This window comes from Actinomyces culturomici, from assembly GCF_900499005.1.
Lineage (GTDB): Bacteria > Actinomycetota > Actinomycetes > Actinomycetales > Actinomycetaceae > Pauljensenia > Pauljensenia culturomici.
In genome coordinates this window covers 1,270,743-1,285,476 of sequence record NZ_LS991316.1, presented here as the reverse complement: position 1 = coordinate 1,285,476, position 14,734 = coordinate 1,270,743, and the positions used below count along the sequence as shown (strand labels likewise).

14 protein-coding genes are annotated in these 14,734 nt (G+C 68.6%); 8 read left to right on the top strand and 6 right to left on the bottom strand.

What is annotated here, in order from left to right:
• The first annotated feature begins 44 nt into the window (after window positions 1-44).
• Window positions 45-323: an FMN-dependent dehydrogenase gene (locus DY157_RS05670; RefSeq protein ID WP_115727951.1), complete on the top strand. Its 279-nt coding sequence runs from the start codon at window positions 45-47 to the stop codon at window positions 321-323.
• Window positions 324-340: 17 nt separating this feature from the next.
• On the opposite strand, the gene DY157_RS05665 is transcribed toward DY157_RS05670, so the two are convergent.
• Entirely contained in the window at window positions 341-562 is a 222-nt protein-coding gene (locus tag DY157_RS05665) for a hypothetical protein (RefSeq protein ID WP_160159462.1), read from the bottom strand.
• Window positions 559-1,668: an MFS transporter gene (locus tag DY157_RS05660; protein ID WP_160159461.1), complete on the bottom strand. Its 1,110-nt coding sequence runs from the start codon at window positions 1,666-1,668 to the stop codon at window positions 559-561. The genes DY157_RS05665 and DY157_RS05660 overlap by 4 nt, the downstream gene beginning before the upstream one ends.
• Before the next feature lie 66 nt (window positions 1,669-1,734).
• Between DY157_RS05660 and DY157_RS05655 the strand changes: the two genes are divergently transcribed.
• Window positions 1,735-2,382: a TetR/AcrR family transcriptional regulator gene (locus tag DY157_RS05655; protein ID WP_115727613.1), complete on the top strand. Its 648-nt coding sequence runs from the start codon at window positions 1,735-1,737 to the stop codon at window positions 2,380-2,382.
• A 40-nt stretch (window positions 2,383-2,422) separates the two neighbouring features.
• Here DY157_RS05655 and DY157_RS05650 read toward each other — a convergent pair whose 3' ends face one another.
• Window positions 2,423-3,844 carry an MBL fold metallo-hydrolase RNA specificity domain-containing protein gene (locus DY157_RS05650; protein WP_115727612.1) on the bottom strand — a complete coding sequence of 474 codons (1,422 nt, stop codon included), beginning with the start codon at window positions 3,842-3,844 and terminating at the stop codon, window positions 2,423-2,425.
• A gap of 207 nt (window positions 3,845-4,051) precedes the next feature.
• On the opposite strand from DY157_RS05650, the gene tig reads away from it, so the two are divergent.
• From tig to DY157_RS05635, 3 genes are all read left to right on the top strand, one after another.
• Window positions 4,052-5,395 carry a trigger factor gene (tig, locus tag DY157_RS05645; protein ID WP_115727611.1) on the top strand — a complete coding sequence of 448 codons (1,344 nt, stop codon included), beginning with the start codon at window positions 4,052-4,054 and terminating at the stop codon, window positions 5,393-5,395.
• Window positions 5,396-5,653: 258 nt separating this feature from the next.
• On the top strand, window positions 5,654-6,235 hold the full coding sequence (locus tag DY157_RS05640; protein WP_115727949.1) for an ATP-dependent Clp protease proteolytic subunit: 582 nt from the start codon (window positions 5,654-5,656) through the stop codon (window positions 6,233-6,235).
• On the top strand, window positions 6,232-6,876 hold the full coding sequence (locus DY157_RS05635) for an ATP-dependent Clp protease proteolytic subunit (RefSeq protein WP_115727610.1): 645 nt from the start codon (window positions 6,232-6,234) through the stop codon (window positions 6,874-6,876). Before DY157_RS05640 ends, DY157_RS05635 begins: the two co-directional genes overlap by 4 nt.
• A gap of 69 nt (window positions 6,877-6,945) precedes the next feature.
• On the opposite strand, the gene DY157_RS05630 is transcribed toward DY157_RS05635, so the two are convergent.
• Together DY157_RS05630 and DY157_RS05625 are read right to left on the bottom strand one after the other, a co-directional pair.
• Window positions 6,946-7,215, bottom strand: a complete 270-nt coding sequence (locus DY157_RS05630) for a hypothetical protein (RefSeq protein ID WP_115727609.1) — start codon at window positions 7,213-7,215, stop codon at window positions 6,946-6,948.
• Window positions 7,209-7,829 (bottom strand): hypothetical protein, encoded by a 621-nt coding sequence (locus DY157_RS05625; protein ID WP_115727608.1) that lies wholly within the window; start codon window positions 7,827-7,829, stop codon window positions 7,209-7,211. The genes DY157_RS05630 and DY157_RS05625 overlap by 7 nt, the downstream gene beginning before the upstream one ends.
• Before the next feature lie 235 nt (window positions 7,830-8,064).
• Here DY157_RS05625 and clpX point away from each other — a divergent pair, with 235 nt between their 5' ends.
• From clpX to DY157_RS05610, 3 genes are all read left to right on the top strand, one after another.
• A complete protein-coding gene (gene clpX, locus DY157_RS05620; RefSeq protein ID WP_115727607.1) occupies window positions 8,065-9,321 on the top strand; it encodes an ATP-dependent Clp protease ATP-binding subunit ClpX in 1,257 nt (418 codons plus the stop codon).
• Between the two features lie 114 nt (window positions 9,322-9,435).
• Entirely contained in the window at window positions 9,436-9,795 is a 360-nt protein-coding gene (locus DY157_RS05615; protein ID WP_115727606.1) for a chorismate mutase, read from the top strand.
• A gap of 130 nt (window positions 9,796-9,925) precedes the next feature.
• On the top strand, window positions 9,926-11,848 hold the full coding sequence (locus DY157_RS05610; protein WP_115727605.1) for an AMP-dependent synthetase/ligase: 1,923 nt from the start codon (window positions 9,926-9,928) through the stop codon (window positions 11,846-11,848).
• Window positions 11,849-11,927: 79 nt separating this feature from the next.
• On the opposite strand, the gene valS is transcribed toward DY157_RS05610, so the two are convergent.
• Window positions 11,928-14,660, bottom strand: coding sequence for a valine--tRNA ligase (gene valS / locus DY157_RS05605; protein ID WP_115727604.1), 2,733 nt, complete (start codon window positions 14,658-14,660; stop codon window positions 11,928-11,930).
• Window positions 14,661-14,734 lie beyond the last annotated feature (74 nt).

The window sequence follows — 14,734 nt, the reverse complement described above, 5'->3', positions numbered from 1 at the left end:
AGTACCCTAGTTGTACTTCCCCGTGAGTCGCAAAGGTGTGCCCCGTGCCTTCCTATCGGACGATCCTCGGCATCGGCGCCCTCCATCCTGGGCATGCGCCCCAGGAGGTTGAGGCGAATGCCCGACGTGCTCACCTCCTTGAGGCGTTCGACGTTGGAATCGTTCGTGGGGCCGCGCAGGTGACCTGCCGTTTCGCCGCGATCGACGACGAGGAGGCGATCCGCGTGCATCGTGAGATCGTTGCGGCCGTTCGGCTCGCCGCGCAGGTTCCGCGGGCCGGACTCGCGAAGGTCGTGCGTGGAAGGAACGCGCCGATCCTCTGAACGCCGTCCGCCAGGGCTCACGTCGGATTCGCAGTGGGGGAGGCGCTTATCGTTCCCGGCTCGCCCTTGGTCGACGGGAGTGCGCGAAGATGGACGAGTCCGGAGGCGGTGACCGGGAGCGCGGCGAGGGCGAGGAGACAGGCGGCGAAGGCGAGGCTCGGAAGGAGCCCGAATGTCTGCCCGAAGGCTCCGCCCGCCAGGGCTCCGATCGGCATCGCGCCCCACTCGAGGAATCTCAATGTGCCGAGGATACGGCCCCGCGATCGCGCGGGTGCGATGCTCTGGCGAAGTCCCGCCGCCATGGTCTGGCTGAGCATGACGCCGAAGCCCGCGACGGCGGCTCCGACGTGGACGAGGGGGAAGGCGGGAATGGAGGCCGTTGCGGCGACGAGGACGGGAAGGAATCCTGAGGAGGCGGGGGCGGGCCCCGCCTCCCCCCACCCCCCCCGNAGGAGGCGGGGGCGGGCCCCGCGGCGAGGAGGGGACCGGGGCCGAGGCGCCGTGCGAACCTGTCGGCTCCCAGGCCGCCGGCCGCGGCTCCGAGCGCGAAGGCGGCGAAGACGAGGCCGATCCCGAGCGCGCCGAGTCCGAAGGAGCGCGCCAGGATGAGGAGGAGGACGGCCGACGTTGCGTTGAGTCCGATCGCGGTGAACGCCCCCATGAGGCCGATTCCCACGAGTCGCCGATCGGAGCGGACCTCGGCGATCCCGGCGAGGATTTCCTGGAGCGGTCTGGTGTCGCGCGGGCCCGGCTCGGATTCCGCAGGGCTGGCGCGTCGAAGCGCGAGGATCGAAACTGCGGAGACGAGATAGGAGGCGGCGTCCGAGACGAGCGCGAGCGGTGCTCCGACGGCGGAGATGAGAATCCCCGCGAGGCCGGGCGCGGCGAGCGAGGCGATGCCGGTGGCCGCTTGAAGCTCACCGTTCGCGGCCACCAGGCCCTTCGCTTCGACAAGTTCGGGCATCTGCGCCTGGCAGGCGACGTCGAAGACGATGTTGCCGACGCCCACGGCGAAGGCGATCGCGCCGAGGAGGGGGAAGGAGAGGTGGGAGGAGAGGGCCATGATCGGGAGGAGGATCGCGAGCGCACGCATGAGGTCCGCCCGGATCATCAGGGGCCTGCGTTTGCGTCTGTCGACGAGAGGGCCGACGAGGAGCCCGAAGAGGAGGTAGGGGAGATTGTCGAGGGCGGCGAGCACCCCCATCTGCCAGGGGGAGGCGCCGAGGGTGGTGGCGGCGATGAGCGGGAGGGCGATGAAGGTGACCTGGGAGCCGAGAGTGGAGACCGTCTGCCCGGCGAGGAGGTATCGGAAGGCTGCGCGTCGACGGTCGGACTGTGACGCCATCGTTGGTGCCTTACGCTGTAAGTTGCTGATGGCCGGTAGAGTATCCTTACGACGTAAGGAGTTCAAGTGGCGGCTCGAGGAATAACGAAGGACGCGATCATCGATGCGGCGCTCGCCATCGGCGACGCCGCGGGGCTCGAGGCCGTATCCATGAGAGCGGTCGCCTCCCGCCTCGGCATTCAGGCGATGTCCCTCTATCACCATCTCGCGAACAAGGCGGACCTCCTCGACGCCCTCCACGAGCGCCTCATCACCGAGATGAATCTGCCCGACGGCGCCGGAACCGACTGGCGCGACATACTCCGGGGAGTCGCCGCCGCCTACCGCGCGGTCGCGCTCGCCCACCCGAGGCTCTTCGTCCTCCTCGCGACGCGTCCGATCTCCACGCCCGCGTCCTTCGCGCACATCTCACCGGCGCTGAGGGTGCTCGACGCCGAGGGGATCGCGCCCGACGTCCAGTTCTTCGCCATCGAGGTCTTCTTCACCTCGCTCAACGGCTACCTCCTCGCCGAAGTCGGTCCCGTGCCCGGACATCCCGACCTCCTCAATCCCGCGATGCCGACCATCGGCGAGGACGCTCCCGCGATGCTCCGCCTCCTGCGCGAGCTCGATGAGGCGGGACGCGGCGACCACTACTTCGCCGACACCTTCGACGCGTACGTCGAGGTCCTCATCGGCGGCCTCGCCCCGCTCGTCGATGGCGCACAATCGTGAACGCCCGGGCCGCAGGGGCGGGCCGACGTGGTGATGCTTGTCAGGCCCGATAGCAGCCCCTCGCGACGATGTCGCGCAGGTCGACGCAGACCCCCGGCTCTGCCGGGACGGCGTTGAGGCCGAGCCCCTCGGAGAGCTTCTCCGCGAGAGCCTTCGTCGAGTCCTCCTCGCCGTGGACGCAGAAGACCTGCGCCGGCGCGGGCCGGAGGGCCTCCACCCAGTCGACGAGTTCGGAACCGTCGGCGTGAACAGAGAACTCCTCGTCCTTGACGATCCTCGCTCGCACCGCGACCTCCATCCCGTGCATCTTCAGTGAGGTCGCACCGTCGACGAGGGCGCGACCGCGTGTGCCGACGGCCTGATAGCCCGTGAGGACGACGCAGTTGCGCTCGCCCGGCAGCATGCGCTCGAGATGATGGAGAACCCGGCCGCCCGTCGCCATTCCGGACGCGGAGATGATGATCGAGGAGTGCCCGAAGGTGTTGAGCCCCTTCGACTCGTCGACGCTGTGGATTTCGCGCAGATCGAGGTGGGGAAGTCGCAGTCCGTCCGCGCCCTCGTTCAGCTCCTCGGCCTGTCCGTGCGCCCGGTAAATCTCGAGGGAGGCGAGCGCCATCGGCGAATCGACGAAGACCGGCAGGTCGGGGATCCGCCCCGACGCGACCATTTCGTCGAGGGCGAGGAGGACGACCTCGGTCCGGTCGACCGCGAAGGCGGGCACGAGGACGGAGCCGCCCGCATGGACCGTCTCCCGGATCGCCTCGGCGAAGGCCTCGTGCGAGGGCCCGTCGGGGTCGAAGTGCTCGCGGTCGCCGTACGTCGACTCGACGAGGACGACGTCCGCGCCCGGCGGAATCTCCCTCCCGCGGAGCACCGGATGGGTCGTCCGCCCGAGATCGCCCGAGAAGAGGATCGATCCATCCGGGGTGGTGAGGCGGATCGAGCCCGAGCCGAGGATGTGCCCCGCCCTCGTCCACGTCGCCTCCATCCCGTCGCCGAGGTCGAGGGGGCGCCCGAATTCGATCGTCCGGAAGAGGGGGAGGGTGCGCTCGACGTCGCCGATCCGATAGAGCGGCTGGGCCTTCGAATGACGCGAGTAGCCGTGCTCGTTCGCGAACTCGGCGTCGCGCTCCTGGAGATAGGCGGCGTCGCGCAGGACGATCTCCGCGAGCGCGAGCGTCGAGTCCGTCCCCCAGATCGACCCGGTGAAGCCGTTCTTCACGAGCCGCGGGAGGTACCCCGAGTGGTCCATGTGCGCGTGGGTGAGGAGCACGTCGGTGATCGTCGAGGGCGGGACGGGGAACTCCGACCAGTTGAGGAGACGGAGCTTCTTCACCCCCTGGAACATCCCGGAGTCCACGAGGACGCGTCGCGGCCCCTCGGGCCGATCGATCTCGACGAGGTACTTCGAGCCGGTGACCGTGCCGGCGCCGCCGAGGAAGGTCAGGGTCGTCGCTCCCATGCCTCCAGTGTGCCCCGCATCACGTTCCGATGCGCGCGGTACGGCCCGCGAGCCTCGCGCGAGGGGCCCGGGGAGTGGAATCGGCCGCATGAGGCCCCGAATCCCGGGGCCGACGGCGACACCGCCGGGCGCCTGTCGTAAACTGACGGGGTTGTCATGCGCCCTCGTGGGCGCCCCTCATTCGAAGACGTTTTGGAGTGCACGCACGTGAAGAGCACCGTTGAGACCCTCGAGCCCACCAAGGTTCGTCTGACCGTCGAGGTCCCCTACGAGGAGCTGTCCTCGGAGATGGACAAGGCCTACAAGGACATCGCCGGCCAGGTCTCCATCCCCGGCTTCCGCAAGGGCCACGTGCCGGCGCGCATCATCGACCAGCGCTTCGGCCGCGCCGCGGTCATCGAGCAGGTCGTCAACGAGGTCCTCCCGGGCCACTACTCGGACGCCGTCGCCGAGCACGAGCTCCGCCCGATGGCTCAGCCCGAGGTCGAGGTCACCGAGATCCCCAACACGACCGGCGCCCAGGGCGGCCAGCTCGTGTTCACCGCCGAGGTCCCGGTCGTCCCGGACTTCGAGGTCCCCGACTTCGACGAGTCCACCGTCATCACCGTCGACGCCGCCGAGGTCACCGACGAGGACGTCGCCAAGGAGCTCGAGTCCCTCCAGGGCCGCTTCGCGACCCTCAAGACCATCACCCGCAAGGCGAAGACCGGCGACTACGCGACCATCGACATGGTCGCGACGATCGACGGCGAAGAGGTCGACTCCGTCTCCGACGTCTCCTACGAGATCGGCTCGGGCAACATGCTCGACGGCCAGGACAAGGCGCTGCGCGGCACCAAGGCCGACGACGTCGTCACCTTCACCTCCACCCTCAAGGGCGGCGAGCACGAGGGCGAGGAGGCCGAGGTCACCCTCACCGTGAAGAACGTCAAGGCGCGCGAGCTCCCGAAGGCCGACGACGACTTCGCCCAGATGGTCTCCGAGTTCGACACGATCGACGAGCTCATGGAGGACCTCAAGACGCAGGCCGCCTCCACGAAGACCTCGCAGCAGGCCCTCCAGGCCCGCGACAACCTCGTCGAGCACCTCCTCGACCAGGTCGAGATCCTCCTCCCCGAGTCCGTCGTCGAGCACGAGGTCTCGCACCGCGTGGCCGAGGACGCCAAGCCGAAGGAGAAGAAGGAGGCCCGCGAGGCCGTCGAGAAGGAGCTCCGCACCGACCTCCTCTCCGAGGCGATCGCGAAGAAGTTCGACGTCCAGGTCTCCCAGCAGGAGCTCATCGACTACGCGATCCAGATGTCGCAGAACTTCGGCATCGACATCAACCAGCTCTTCTCCTCGAGCCAGCAGATGGCCTCCGTCGTCGCCGACCTCGGTCGCGCGAAGGCCCTCATCGAGGCCCTCCGCAAGGTGACCGTCAAGGACGCCAACGGCGAGGACGTCGACCTCTCCTCCTTCCTCGGCGATGTTCCCGCCGACGAGGACGAGGCCGAGGTCGAGGAGACCGAGGTCGAGACCGCCGAGGCGAAGGACGAGGCCCCCGAGGCCTGATCCGACACCCAGTTCCGATCGCGGGGCCGACGCCGAGAGGCGCCGGCCCCGCGCCGTCGTCAACGCCCCGCCCCGGCCTCGTCGATCGAGAAGCCGGGGAGGCGGTGCGCCCACAGCGAAAAGGGGGCGCAGCGCGAGCCGAGGGCGCCGACCTGCCACTAGGTTGGACGCAGTGGGATCCGGAAAGCGGATCCATGAATCAAGGAGGAGCACGTGTTCGACGCGCGCATCACGGACGCGGCCGGCCCCGAGTCGCCGATGGGCCTGTCCGACTCCGTCTACCACCGTCTTCTCAAGGAGCGGATCATCTGGCTCGGCGGCGAGGTCCGCGACGAGAACGCCAACGCGATCTGCGCGCAGATGCTGCTCCTCGCGGCGGAGGACCCGGACCGCGACATCTACCTCTACATCAACAGCCCCGGCGGCTCGGTCACCGCGGGCATGGCGATCTACGACACGATGCAGTACATCAAGCCGGACGTCGTCACCGTCGGCATGGGCCTCGCCGCCTCGATGGGGCAGTTCCTCCTCACGGCGGGCACCCCGGGCAAGCGCTACATCACGCCGCACACCCGCGTCCTCCTCCACCAGCCCCTCGGCGGCGCCGGCGGCTCGGCCACCGAGATCCGCATCAACGCCGACCTCATCCTCAAGATGAAGAAGGAGCTCGCGGAGATCACCGCCGCCCGCACCGGCAAGTCCGTCGAGCAGATCGAGCTCGACGCCGACCGCGACCACTGGTTCAGCGCCCGCGAGGCCCTCGAGTACGGCTTCGTCGACCGCGTGATCGAAACCCCGCAGGAGATCGGCTCGCTGGGCCGGGAGGGAGAGAACCGATGAGCACCGCCCCCTACTTCGAGGCCGTCGCCCGCCAGCTTCCGCAGGCCCGCTACGTCCTGCCGAACTTCGAGGAGCGCACCGCCTACGGCTTCAAGCGCCAGGACCCCTACGCGAAGCTCTTCGAGGACCGCATCGTGTTCCTCGGCGTCCAGGTCGACGACGCGTCCGCCGACGACGTCATGGCCCAGCTCCTCGTCCTCGAGTCGCAGGACCCGGACTCGCTCATCACCATGTACATCAACAGCCCCGGCGGCTCCTTCACGGCGCTCACGGCGATCTACGACACGATGCAGTACATCAAGCCGCAGATCCAGACCGTGTGCCTCGGCCAGGCGGCCTCCGCCGCGGCGGTCCTTCTCGCCGCGGGCTCCCCGGGCAAGCGCCTCGCCCTGCCGAACGCGCGCGTCCTCATCCACCAGCCGGCGATGGAGGGCATGCAGGGGCAGGCTTCCGACATTCAGATCGTCGCCGACGAGATCGACCGCATGCGCGTGTGGCTCGAGCAGACGATCGCCCACCACTCCGGAACGCCCGTCGAGCAGGTCCGCCGCGACATCGAGCGCGACAAGATCCTCACCGCCGAGCAGGCCAAGGAGTACGGACTCATCGACCAGGTCCTCGCCTCCCGGAAGGGCGCCTGAAAAGCGGTGAAGACGGCTCCTCGTCACGCGCGTGACGAGGAGCCGTCTTCACCGCTCAGAGGGAGGGCTTCAGACGGCGTCGTCGCGGCCATCGGCCCCGTATCGCGCGATGATCCGGAAGATGAGGAGCTCTGCGACGACGACGGCGCTCGACACCACGGCGAGGGAACTGCTGAGGACATGCACCCTCCCCTCATCGGGGCCGAAGAGCCAGATGAGGAAGGAGACCGCGAAGGCGGTCAGACTGACGGCGAGCCCGAAACGGCGCGCAATCCGCCTCCGCCGCCGGGTGCGCAGCTCAGGCTCCTGAGCGGATTTCGGCTCTCGATCGTCTAGCACTTCGTGCTGACCCAAACCATGAGGGCGTCGAAGCCGTACGCATAGATGAAGGCCACGACTGCGGCACCGGCCGCACCGGCGGCGAGCGCCGCAGCCAGAGCAGCCGACCAACCTGCGTGATGAACGAGAGTCACCACCCAGATTGCGTACGAGCACAACAAGGTCGAATTCGATGCGGCGAGCATCGGTGGGTGGGGGGCGTCGTCGTTCGGAAGGATGAGCGGCGATGGTGTCGCCGTGTCCTTCAGGGATACCAATTGAGCCGTGGAAATAGGCTCGATCGATGTCGGTGAAAATCCCGGCGGCGGGGGGAGGAGGACCTCGTCGCCGTCGGAGTAGGTCACCCGGAACAGACCTGATGAGGCATCGAACGCGGCTGTCACGCTCTGGCCGTCAACTTCGATGGTGGCGTGACCGTTTCCAAGCGATTTCATCGTGAGGGGGTTGACGGAAGAATCGGCAAGTTCGAAGTCTTCGATGCTCGCGATTGACAATAGTGATGTCTGCGGTTGCGGAGAGGCTGCGAGGGATGAGGGTGCCATGAGGCTTGTGACGAGGAAGAGAGTGCAGGTGACAACTAGAGATTCGGTAATGAGGATCAGCTTCTTGTACACGGGTGCGCTCCACATCTGCGAGCTCCCATACCGTGTGACAACTCACAATCTAGGGAAACTGCCATGCGCATCGCAATGCCTGGCTCATTGGAATTTCAGGAATTCGATCGGAACCGTCGAGTCGCCGCGGAGGATGCTCGAATGACGCCGCGCGCCGCATGGCGCCGGAATTCGGCCTGCCATAGGCTGGACGACAACACGCGCGCACCTGTGCGCCCGACGAAGCGGAGGAACCGTGGCTCGACTGACCGACGGAGCCGAACTGCTCAAGTGCTCGTTCTGCGGGAAGAGCCAGAAGCAGGTTCGGAAGCTCATCGGCGGCTCGGGCGTGTACATCTGCGACGAGTGCATCGAGCTGTGCAACGAGATCATCGAGGAGGAGCTCGGCGCCAAGCCCGCGGAGACCACGTCGACGCCGCTGCCGAAGCCCCGCGAGATCAACGACTTCCTCGACTCCTGGGTGATCGGGCAGGACCGCGCGAAGCGCGCGCTGTCGGTCGCCGTCTACAACCACTACAAGCGCGTCCGCTCGCGCGAGGCCGGCAATGAGGAGGACATGCTCGGCACGAAGTCGAACATCCTCCTCCTCGGCCCGACCGGCACCGGCAAGACCCACCTCGCGCGCTCGCTCGCGCGCCTCCTCCACGTCCCCTTCGCGATCGTCGACGCGACGGCGCTCACCGAGGCCGGCTACGTCGGCGAGGACGTCGAGAACATCCTCCTGCGCCTCATCCAGGAGGCCGACGGCGACATCAAGAAGGCCGAGCGCGGCATCATCTACGTCGACGAGATCGACAAGATCGGCCGCAAGGGCGAGAACGCCTCGATCACCCGCGACGTGTCGGGCGAGGGCGTCCAGCAGGCGCTCCTCAAGATCATCGAGGGCACGGTCGCTTCGGTCCCGCCGCAAGGCGGCCGCAAGCACCCGCATCAGCAGTTCCTCGAGATTGACACCTCCGGGATCCTCTTCATCGCGGCCGGAGCCTTCGCGGGCATCGAGGACATCGTCAAGGCGCGCCTCGGCCAGCGCTCGACCGGCTTCGGCTCCGACCTCAAGTCGAAGGCGGAGATGGGCGACCTCTACGAGGCCGTCACCCCCGAAGACCTCCACAAGTTCGGCATGATCCCCGAATTCATCGGCCGTCTTCCGATCCTCACCTCGACGAAGGAACTCACCGAGGAGGATCTCGTCCGCGTCCTCACCGAGCCGAACAACTCCCTCGTCCACCAGTACCAGCACCTCTTCGAGCTCGACGGCATCGATCTCGAGTTCACGCACGACGCGCTCCTCGGCATCGCGGGCCTCGCGAACGAACGGCGGACGGGCGCCCGCGGGCTCTCCTCGATCATGGAGCAGACGCTCTCCGACCTCATGTTCGAGCTGCCCAGCAGGCAGGACGTCGCCCGCGTCGTCATCACGCGCGAGTATGTTGAGGGAACGGGCGACCCCGAGCTCTACGCCGAGCGCGCCGAAGGGGTCCGCACCGCCTGAGTCCACGTCCGTCCGGGGAACCTCCGCGGCGAGCGCTCGCCGGTCGCAGCGCGCGTCCACCGCGTTCTCGCGGATCGACGAGGGCGGGGCGAGCATTCGCGACGAGGAGGAACGATGAGCGAGGACTGCGAGAAGGCCGCCGCGGCCGAAGGACCCGCCGACCCGGTCGGCGAGGGGATCCCCGCCGAGCTCGCCGAGGCGCGCCGCACGATCGACAACATCGACGCCGCGCTCATCCACATCCTCGCCGAGCGCTTCCGCTGCACGCAGCGCGTCGGCCACATCAAGGCCCGCCACGATCTGCCGCCGGCCGATCCCGCCCGCGAGGCCCGTCAGGTCGCGCGCCTGCGGGGCCTCGCCGAGCAGGCGGGCCTCGACCCCGACTTCGCGGAGAAGTTCCTCGCGTTCATGATCACCGAGGTCATCCGACACCACGAGGACATCAAGGCGGAGTACCGGTCCGAGGAGTCGTGAGGCCGCCGCGGAATCCGTGCGCCGCCCCGACCTCGTCGATCCTCGACCGTCCCGTCGGGCGGGCGACGGCGAGCCGCCGCGCCTGGGATAAGGTGAACGGGTCGAAGTGAACCCGAGGCGAGGAGCGAGCATGGACGAGCGCGAGTTGGAGGAGACCCCCGTCGAGCAGACGGTCGAGGAGACTGCGGGGACCGAGGAGGCGCCGCTGTCCGAGAACGGCGCGACCGAGGCCCTCGAATGGCACGCCCCCGTCCTCGTGCGGATCGACGAGACGACGACGATCCCGCAGCTCCTCAAGGACCGTGTCAAGCGCTCCGCCCGCCGCCCCCTCATCCTGCGCAAGCAGTCCGTATCGAACACATGGCGCCCCGTCTCGGCGCGCACCTTCTACGAGGAGGTTCAGCAGGTCGCCGCTGGCCTCATCGGCCTCGGGCTCGGGGAGGGCGACCGCATCGCGATCATGTCGCGCACCCGCTACGAGTGGACGCTCCTCGACTACGCGTCGTGGACGGCGGCGCTCGTGCCCGTGCCGATCTACGAGACGAGCTCGATCGAGCAGATCGAGTACGTCCTCACCGACGCCGACGTCGACCTCGTCGTCGCCGAGACCGTGACGATGGCCGAGCTCGTGCGCGCGGCCGCCGAGAAGGCGGGGCGCGCGAACCTCCGCGTCCTCTCTCTCGACTCCGACGCCATCTCCCAGATCATCGAGGCCGGTACGACCGTCGCCCGTTCCGAGGTCGACGCTCGCACTTCGGCGCTCACGACCTCGTCGATCGCGACGATCGTCTACACCTCCGGAACGACCGGCACGCCCAAGGGCACGGTGATCTCCCACGGGAACTTCACCGACCTGTGCCAGAACTCCCACGCGTGGATGCCGGAGATCGCGGCGCACGAGACCTCGAGGCTCCTCCTCTTCCTGCCGCTCGCCCACGTGTTCGCCCGCTTCCTCCAGGTGTTCCAGCTCGCCGGCGAGGGCGTCCTCGGGCACGTCCCCAACATCAAGAGCCTGCTTCCCGACCTCGCGTCCTTCAAGCCGAGCTACCTCCTCGTCGTCCCGCGCGTCCTCGAGAAGATCTACAACTCGGCCGACGCGAAGGCGTCGAGCCCAGCGAAGAAGCGGATCTTCCGATGGGCGGCGAAGACCGCCATCGAGTATTCGCGGGCGCTCGACACCCCCGAGGGCCCGTCGCGGGCGCTGAAATCGCAGCACGCGCTCGCCGACCGGCTCGTCTACCAGACGATCCTCAAGCTCATGGGCGGCAATGCCGAGTACATCGTCTCCGGCGGCGCGCCGCTCGCCCCGTGGCTCGCGCACTTCTACCGCGGTCTCGGCATCCCCGTCCTCGAGGGCTACGGACTCACCGAGACGGTCGGCCCGATCTCGGTGTCGACGCCGCGCCTCGCGAAGATCGCGACCGTCGGCACGCCGCTACCGCCGATGTCGGTGAGGATCTCCGAGGACGGCGAGGTGCTCATCAAGGGCCCGTCCGTCTTCGTCGGCTACCACAACAACCCCGAGGCGACGGCCGCGGCCTTCGACGAGGACGGGTGGTTCCGCACCGGCGACATCGGCACGCTCGATCGCGACGGCTACCTCTCGATCACCGGGCGCGCGAAGGAGATCATCGTGACGGCCGGCGGGAAGAACGTCTCGCCCGCTCCGCTGGAGAACGAGCTGCGCGCGCACGCGCTCATCAGCCAGGTCCTCGTCGTCGGCGACCAGAGGCCCTTCATCTCGGCCCTCGTCACGCTCGACGCGGAGATGCTCCCGGTGTGGCTTCACGCCCACGGCCTCCCCTCGATGTCGGTCGCCGAGGCGTCGACGAACATCGAGGTCCTCGCCTCGCTCGAGCAGGCGGTCGCCCGCGCCAACGAACACGTCTCGCGCGCCGAATCGATCCGGAAGATCAAGGTCCTCTCCACCGACTTCACCGAGGCGAACGGGCTGCTCACGCCCTCGCTCAAGGTGAAGCGCAAGGAGGCCCTCAAGCGCTTCGAGTCGGCGATCGACGAGATCTACGGCGGCCCCGTCCATTCCGAGGGCTGACGGCCGCTGGCGGAGCGCCCAGACGAACGGTGGGGGGCGCGAGCTTTCGCTCGCGCCCCCCACCACTGCGTTCAGGCGATCAGTTCTTCTTCTTCGCCGGGGCCTCTCCCAGCTCGAAGGAGGCGACGCGGGTCTCGGCCTCGGCGCCCTCGGCGACCTCGTAGGGGACGAGATCGAAGGAGCCCTCGACCTTGGAGGCCGCCGACAGGTCCGCGACGACCCCGCGGATCGCGTCCGCCGACTCGGCGGGCGCCTCGAGGACGACGGAGAGGAACGGCGTGCGCGGGGAGACCTTCGCCTCCGACTTCACGCGGCGCAGCGCGATGAGCGCGCCGGAGGCAGCGGCGAGGACCGCCGGGTCGCCGTCGACGCCCTCGAGGGGCTCGACGGTCGGCCACGCGGCGCGGTGGATCGAGCCGGCGCGGTACCAGCTCCACACCTCCTCGGCGACGAAGGGGAGGTAGGGGGCGAGGAGACGGCAGACGTTGTCGATGACGAGCGCGAGCGCGGCGCGGGCCGACGCGGCCTCCGACTCCTCCCACGTGCCCTCGCGGTTGTACGCGCGCTCCTTGACGAGCTCGAGGTAGTCGTCGCAGAAGGTCCAGAAGAACGACTCGGTGAGCTCGAGGGCCCGGGAGTGGTCGTAGGACGCGAGCGCCTCGGTCGCAGCGGTGATGACGCCGCGGAGCTCGGCGATGACCGAGCGGTCGAGCGCGTTCGTCACGTGCGCGGGATCGAGGTCGAGGTCCGCGCCCTCGCCGCCCATCGTGAGGGCGAACTTCGAGGCGTTGAGGACCTTGATCGCGAGGCGGCGGCCGATCTTCATCTGCTGCTCGTCGAAGGTCGCGTCGAGTCCGAGGCGCGCGGAGGCCGCCCAGTAGCGGACCGCGTCGGAGCCGTACTTCTCGAGGAGGCCCATCGGCGTGACGACGTTGCCCTTCGACTTCGACATCTTCTTGTGGTCGGGGTCGAGGATCCAGCCGGAGATGCCGGCGTGCTTCCACGGCAGCGCACCGAACTCGAGGTCGGCGCGCACGACCGTGGAGAAGAGCCACGTGCGGATGATGTCCTGGCCCTGGGGGCGAAGATCCATCGGGTAGGTGCGCGAGAAGAGGTCCTCGTCCTCGAGCCAGCCGCAGGCGAGCTCGGGGGAGAGGGACGACGTCGCCCACGTGTCCATGATGTCGAGCTCGCCGACGAAGCCGCCGGCCTTGCCGCGCTGATCCTCCGAGTAGCCCTCCGGAGCGTCCGACGAGGGGTCGACGGGGAGCGAGTCGATCGAGGGGGTGAGGATCTTCTCGTAGTCGACCTCGCCGTTCGCATCGACCTCGTACCACAGCGGGAACGGGACGCCGAAGAAGCGCTGACGGGAGACGAGCCAGTCGTTGTTGAGGCCCTTCACCCAGTTCTCGTAGCGGACGCGCATGAAGTCGGGGTGGAACTCGAGCTCGCGGCCGCGACCGACGAGCTCCTCGTTGAGGTCGGCGCCGCTCGCCGGGTTCGTCCACGGCTTGCCGCCGTTGCGGATGTACCACTGGCGCGAGGTGACGATCTCGAGGGGCTTGTCGCCCTTCTCGAAGAAGTTCGTCTGGCGGATCGTCTTCGTGGGCTCGCCGCGCATCTCGCCGGAGGCGCGGAGGCGCTCGACGAGGAGTTCGCGGGCCGAGTAGGTCGTCTTGCCGGCGATCTCCTCGAAGGCGGCGACGCCCTCGTCCGTCGTGATCCACTCGGGGACCTCGGTCTGGATGCGGCCGTCCTTCCGGAGGATCGCGCGCAGCGGGAGGTCGAGGTCGCGCCACCAGTCGATGTCGGTCGTATCGCCGAAGGTGCAGCACATCGCGATGCCCGCGCCCTTGTCCATCTCCGCCTCGGGGTGGGGGAGGACCGGGACCTCGACCCCGTAGACGGGTGAGGCGACCGTCGTGCCGAAGAGCGGCTGGTAGCGCGGATCGTCGGGGTGGGCGACGAGGGCGACGCACGCGCCGAGGAGCTCGGGACGGGTCGTCTCGATGCAGACGTCGACGCCGTTCTCCACCGGGGCTCCCGCGGCCGCGGCCTTCGCGGCCGCCTCCGGGTCGGTGAGGTGGAAGGCGATGCGGTGGTAGAAGCCCGGGTACTCGCGGGACTCGAGCTCGGCCTGGGCGACCGCGGTCTGGAAGGTGATGTCCCAGAGTCCCGGGGCCTCGGACTGGTAGGCCTCGCCGCGCTCGAGGTTCTTGAGGAACGCGGCCTGCGCGATCTTGCGCGCGCGGCGCCCAATCGTCTGGTAGTTCTGCTTCCAGTCGACGCTGAGGCCGAGGTAGCGCCACAGGGCCTCGAACTGGGCCTCGTCCTCGACGGTGAGGCGCTCGCACAGCTCGACGAAGTTCTTCCTCGAAATCGGGAGCTGATCCTTCGCCTTGATCGACTTGCCCTCCCCGCCCTCGTGCGGCGGGACGAAGCCCTCGACGTACGGGAGGGTGGGGTCGACGCGGACGCCGTAGTAGTTCTGGACGCGGCGCTCGGTGGGCAGGCCGTTGTCGTCCCAGCCCATCGGGTAGAAGACCGCCTTGCCGCGCATGCGCTGGAAGCGGGCGACGACGTCGGTGTGCGTGTAGGAGAAGACGTGGCCGACGTGGAGCGAGCCGGAGACGGTGGGCGGCGGGGTGTCGATCGAGTAGACCTCCTCGCGGACCGCGGTGCGATCGAAGGCGTAGGTGCCCTCGTTCTCCCAGGTCTCGCCCCACTTCGCTTCGAGGCCTTCGGCTCCGACGCGATCGGGGACGATCGGCGCGGGGACCGAGGCGGGGGTGGTGTCGAGGCGCTCGCCCATATCTGTATTCTCCATCCGAGTCGTGGACATGTACCCGCTCAGCGTAGTGGGCGCGGGGCGCGCCTTCAAAGCGC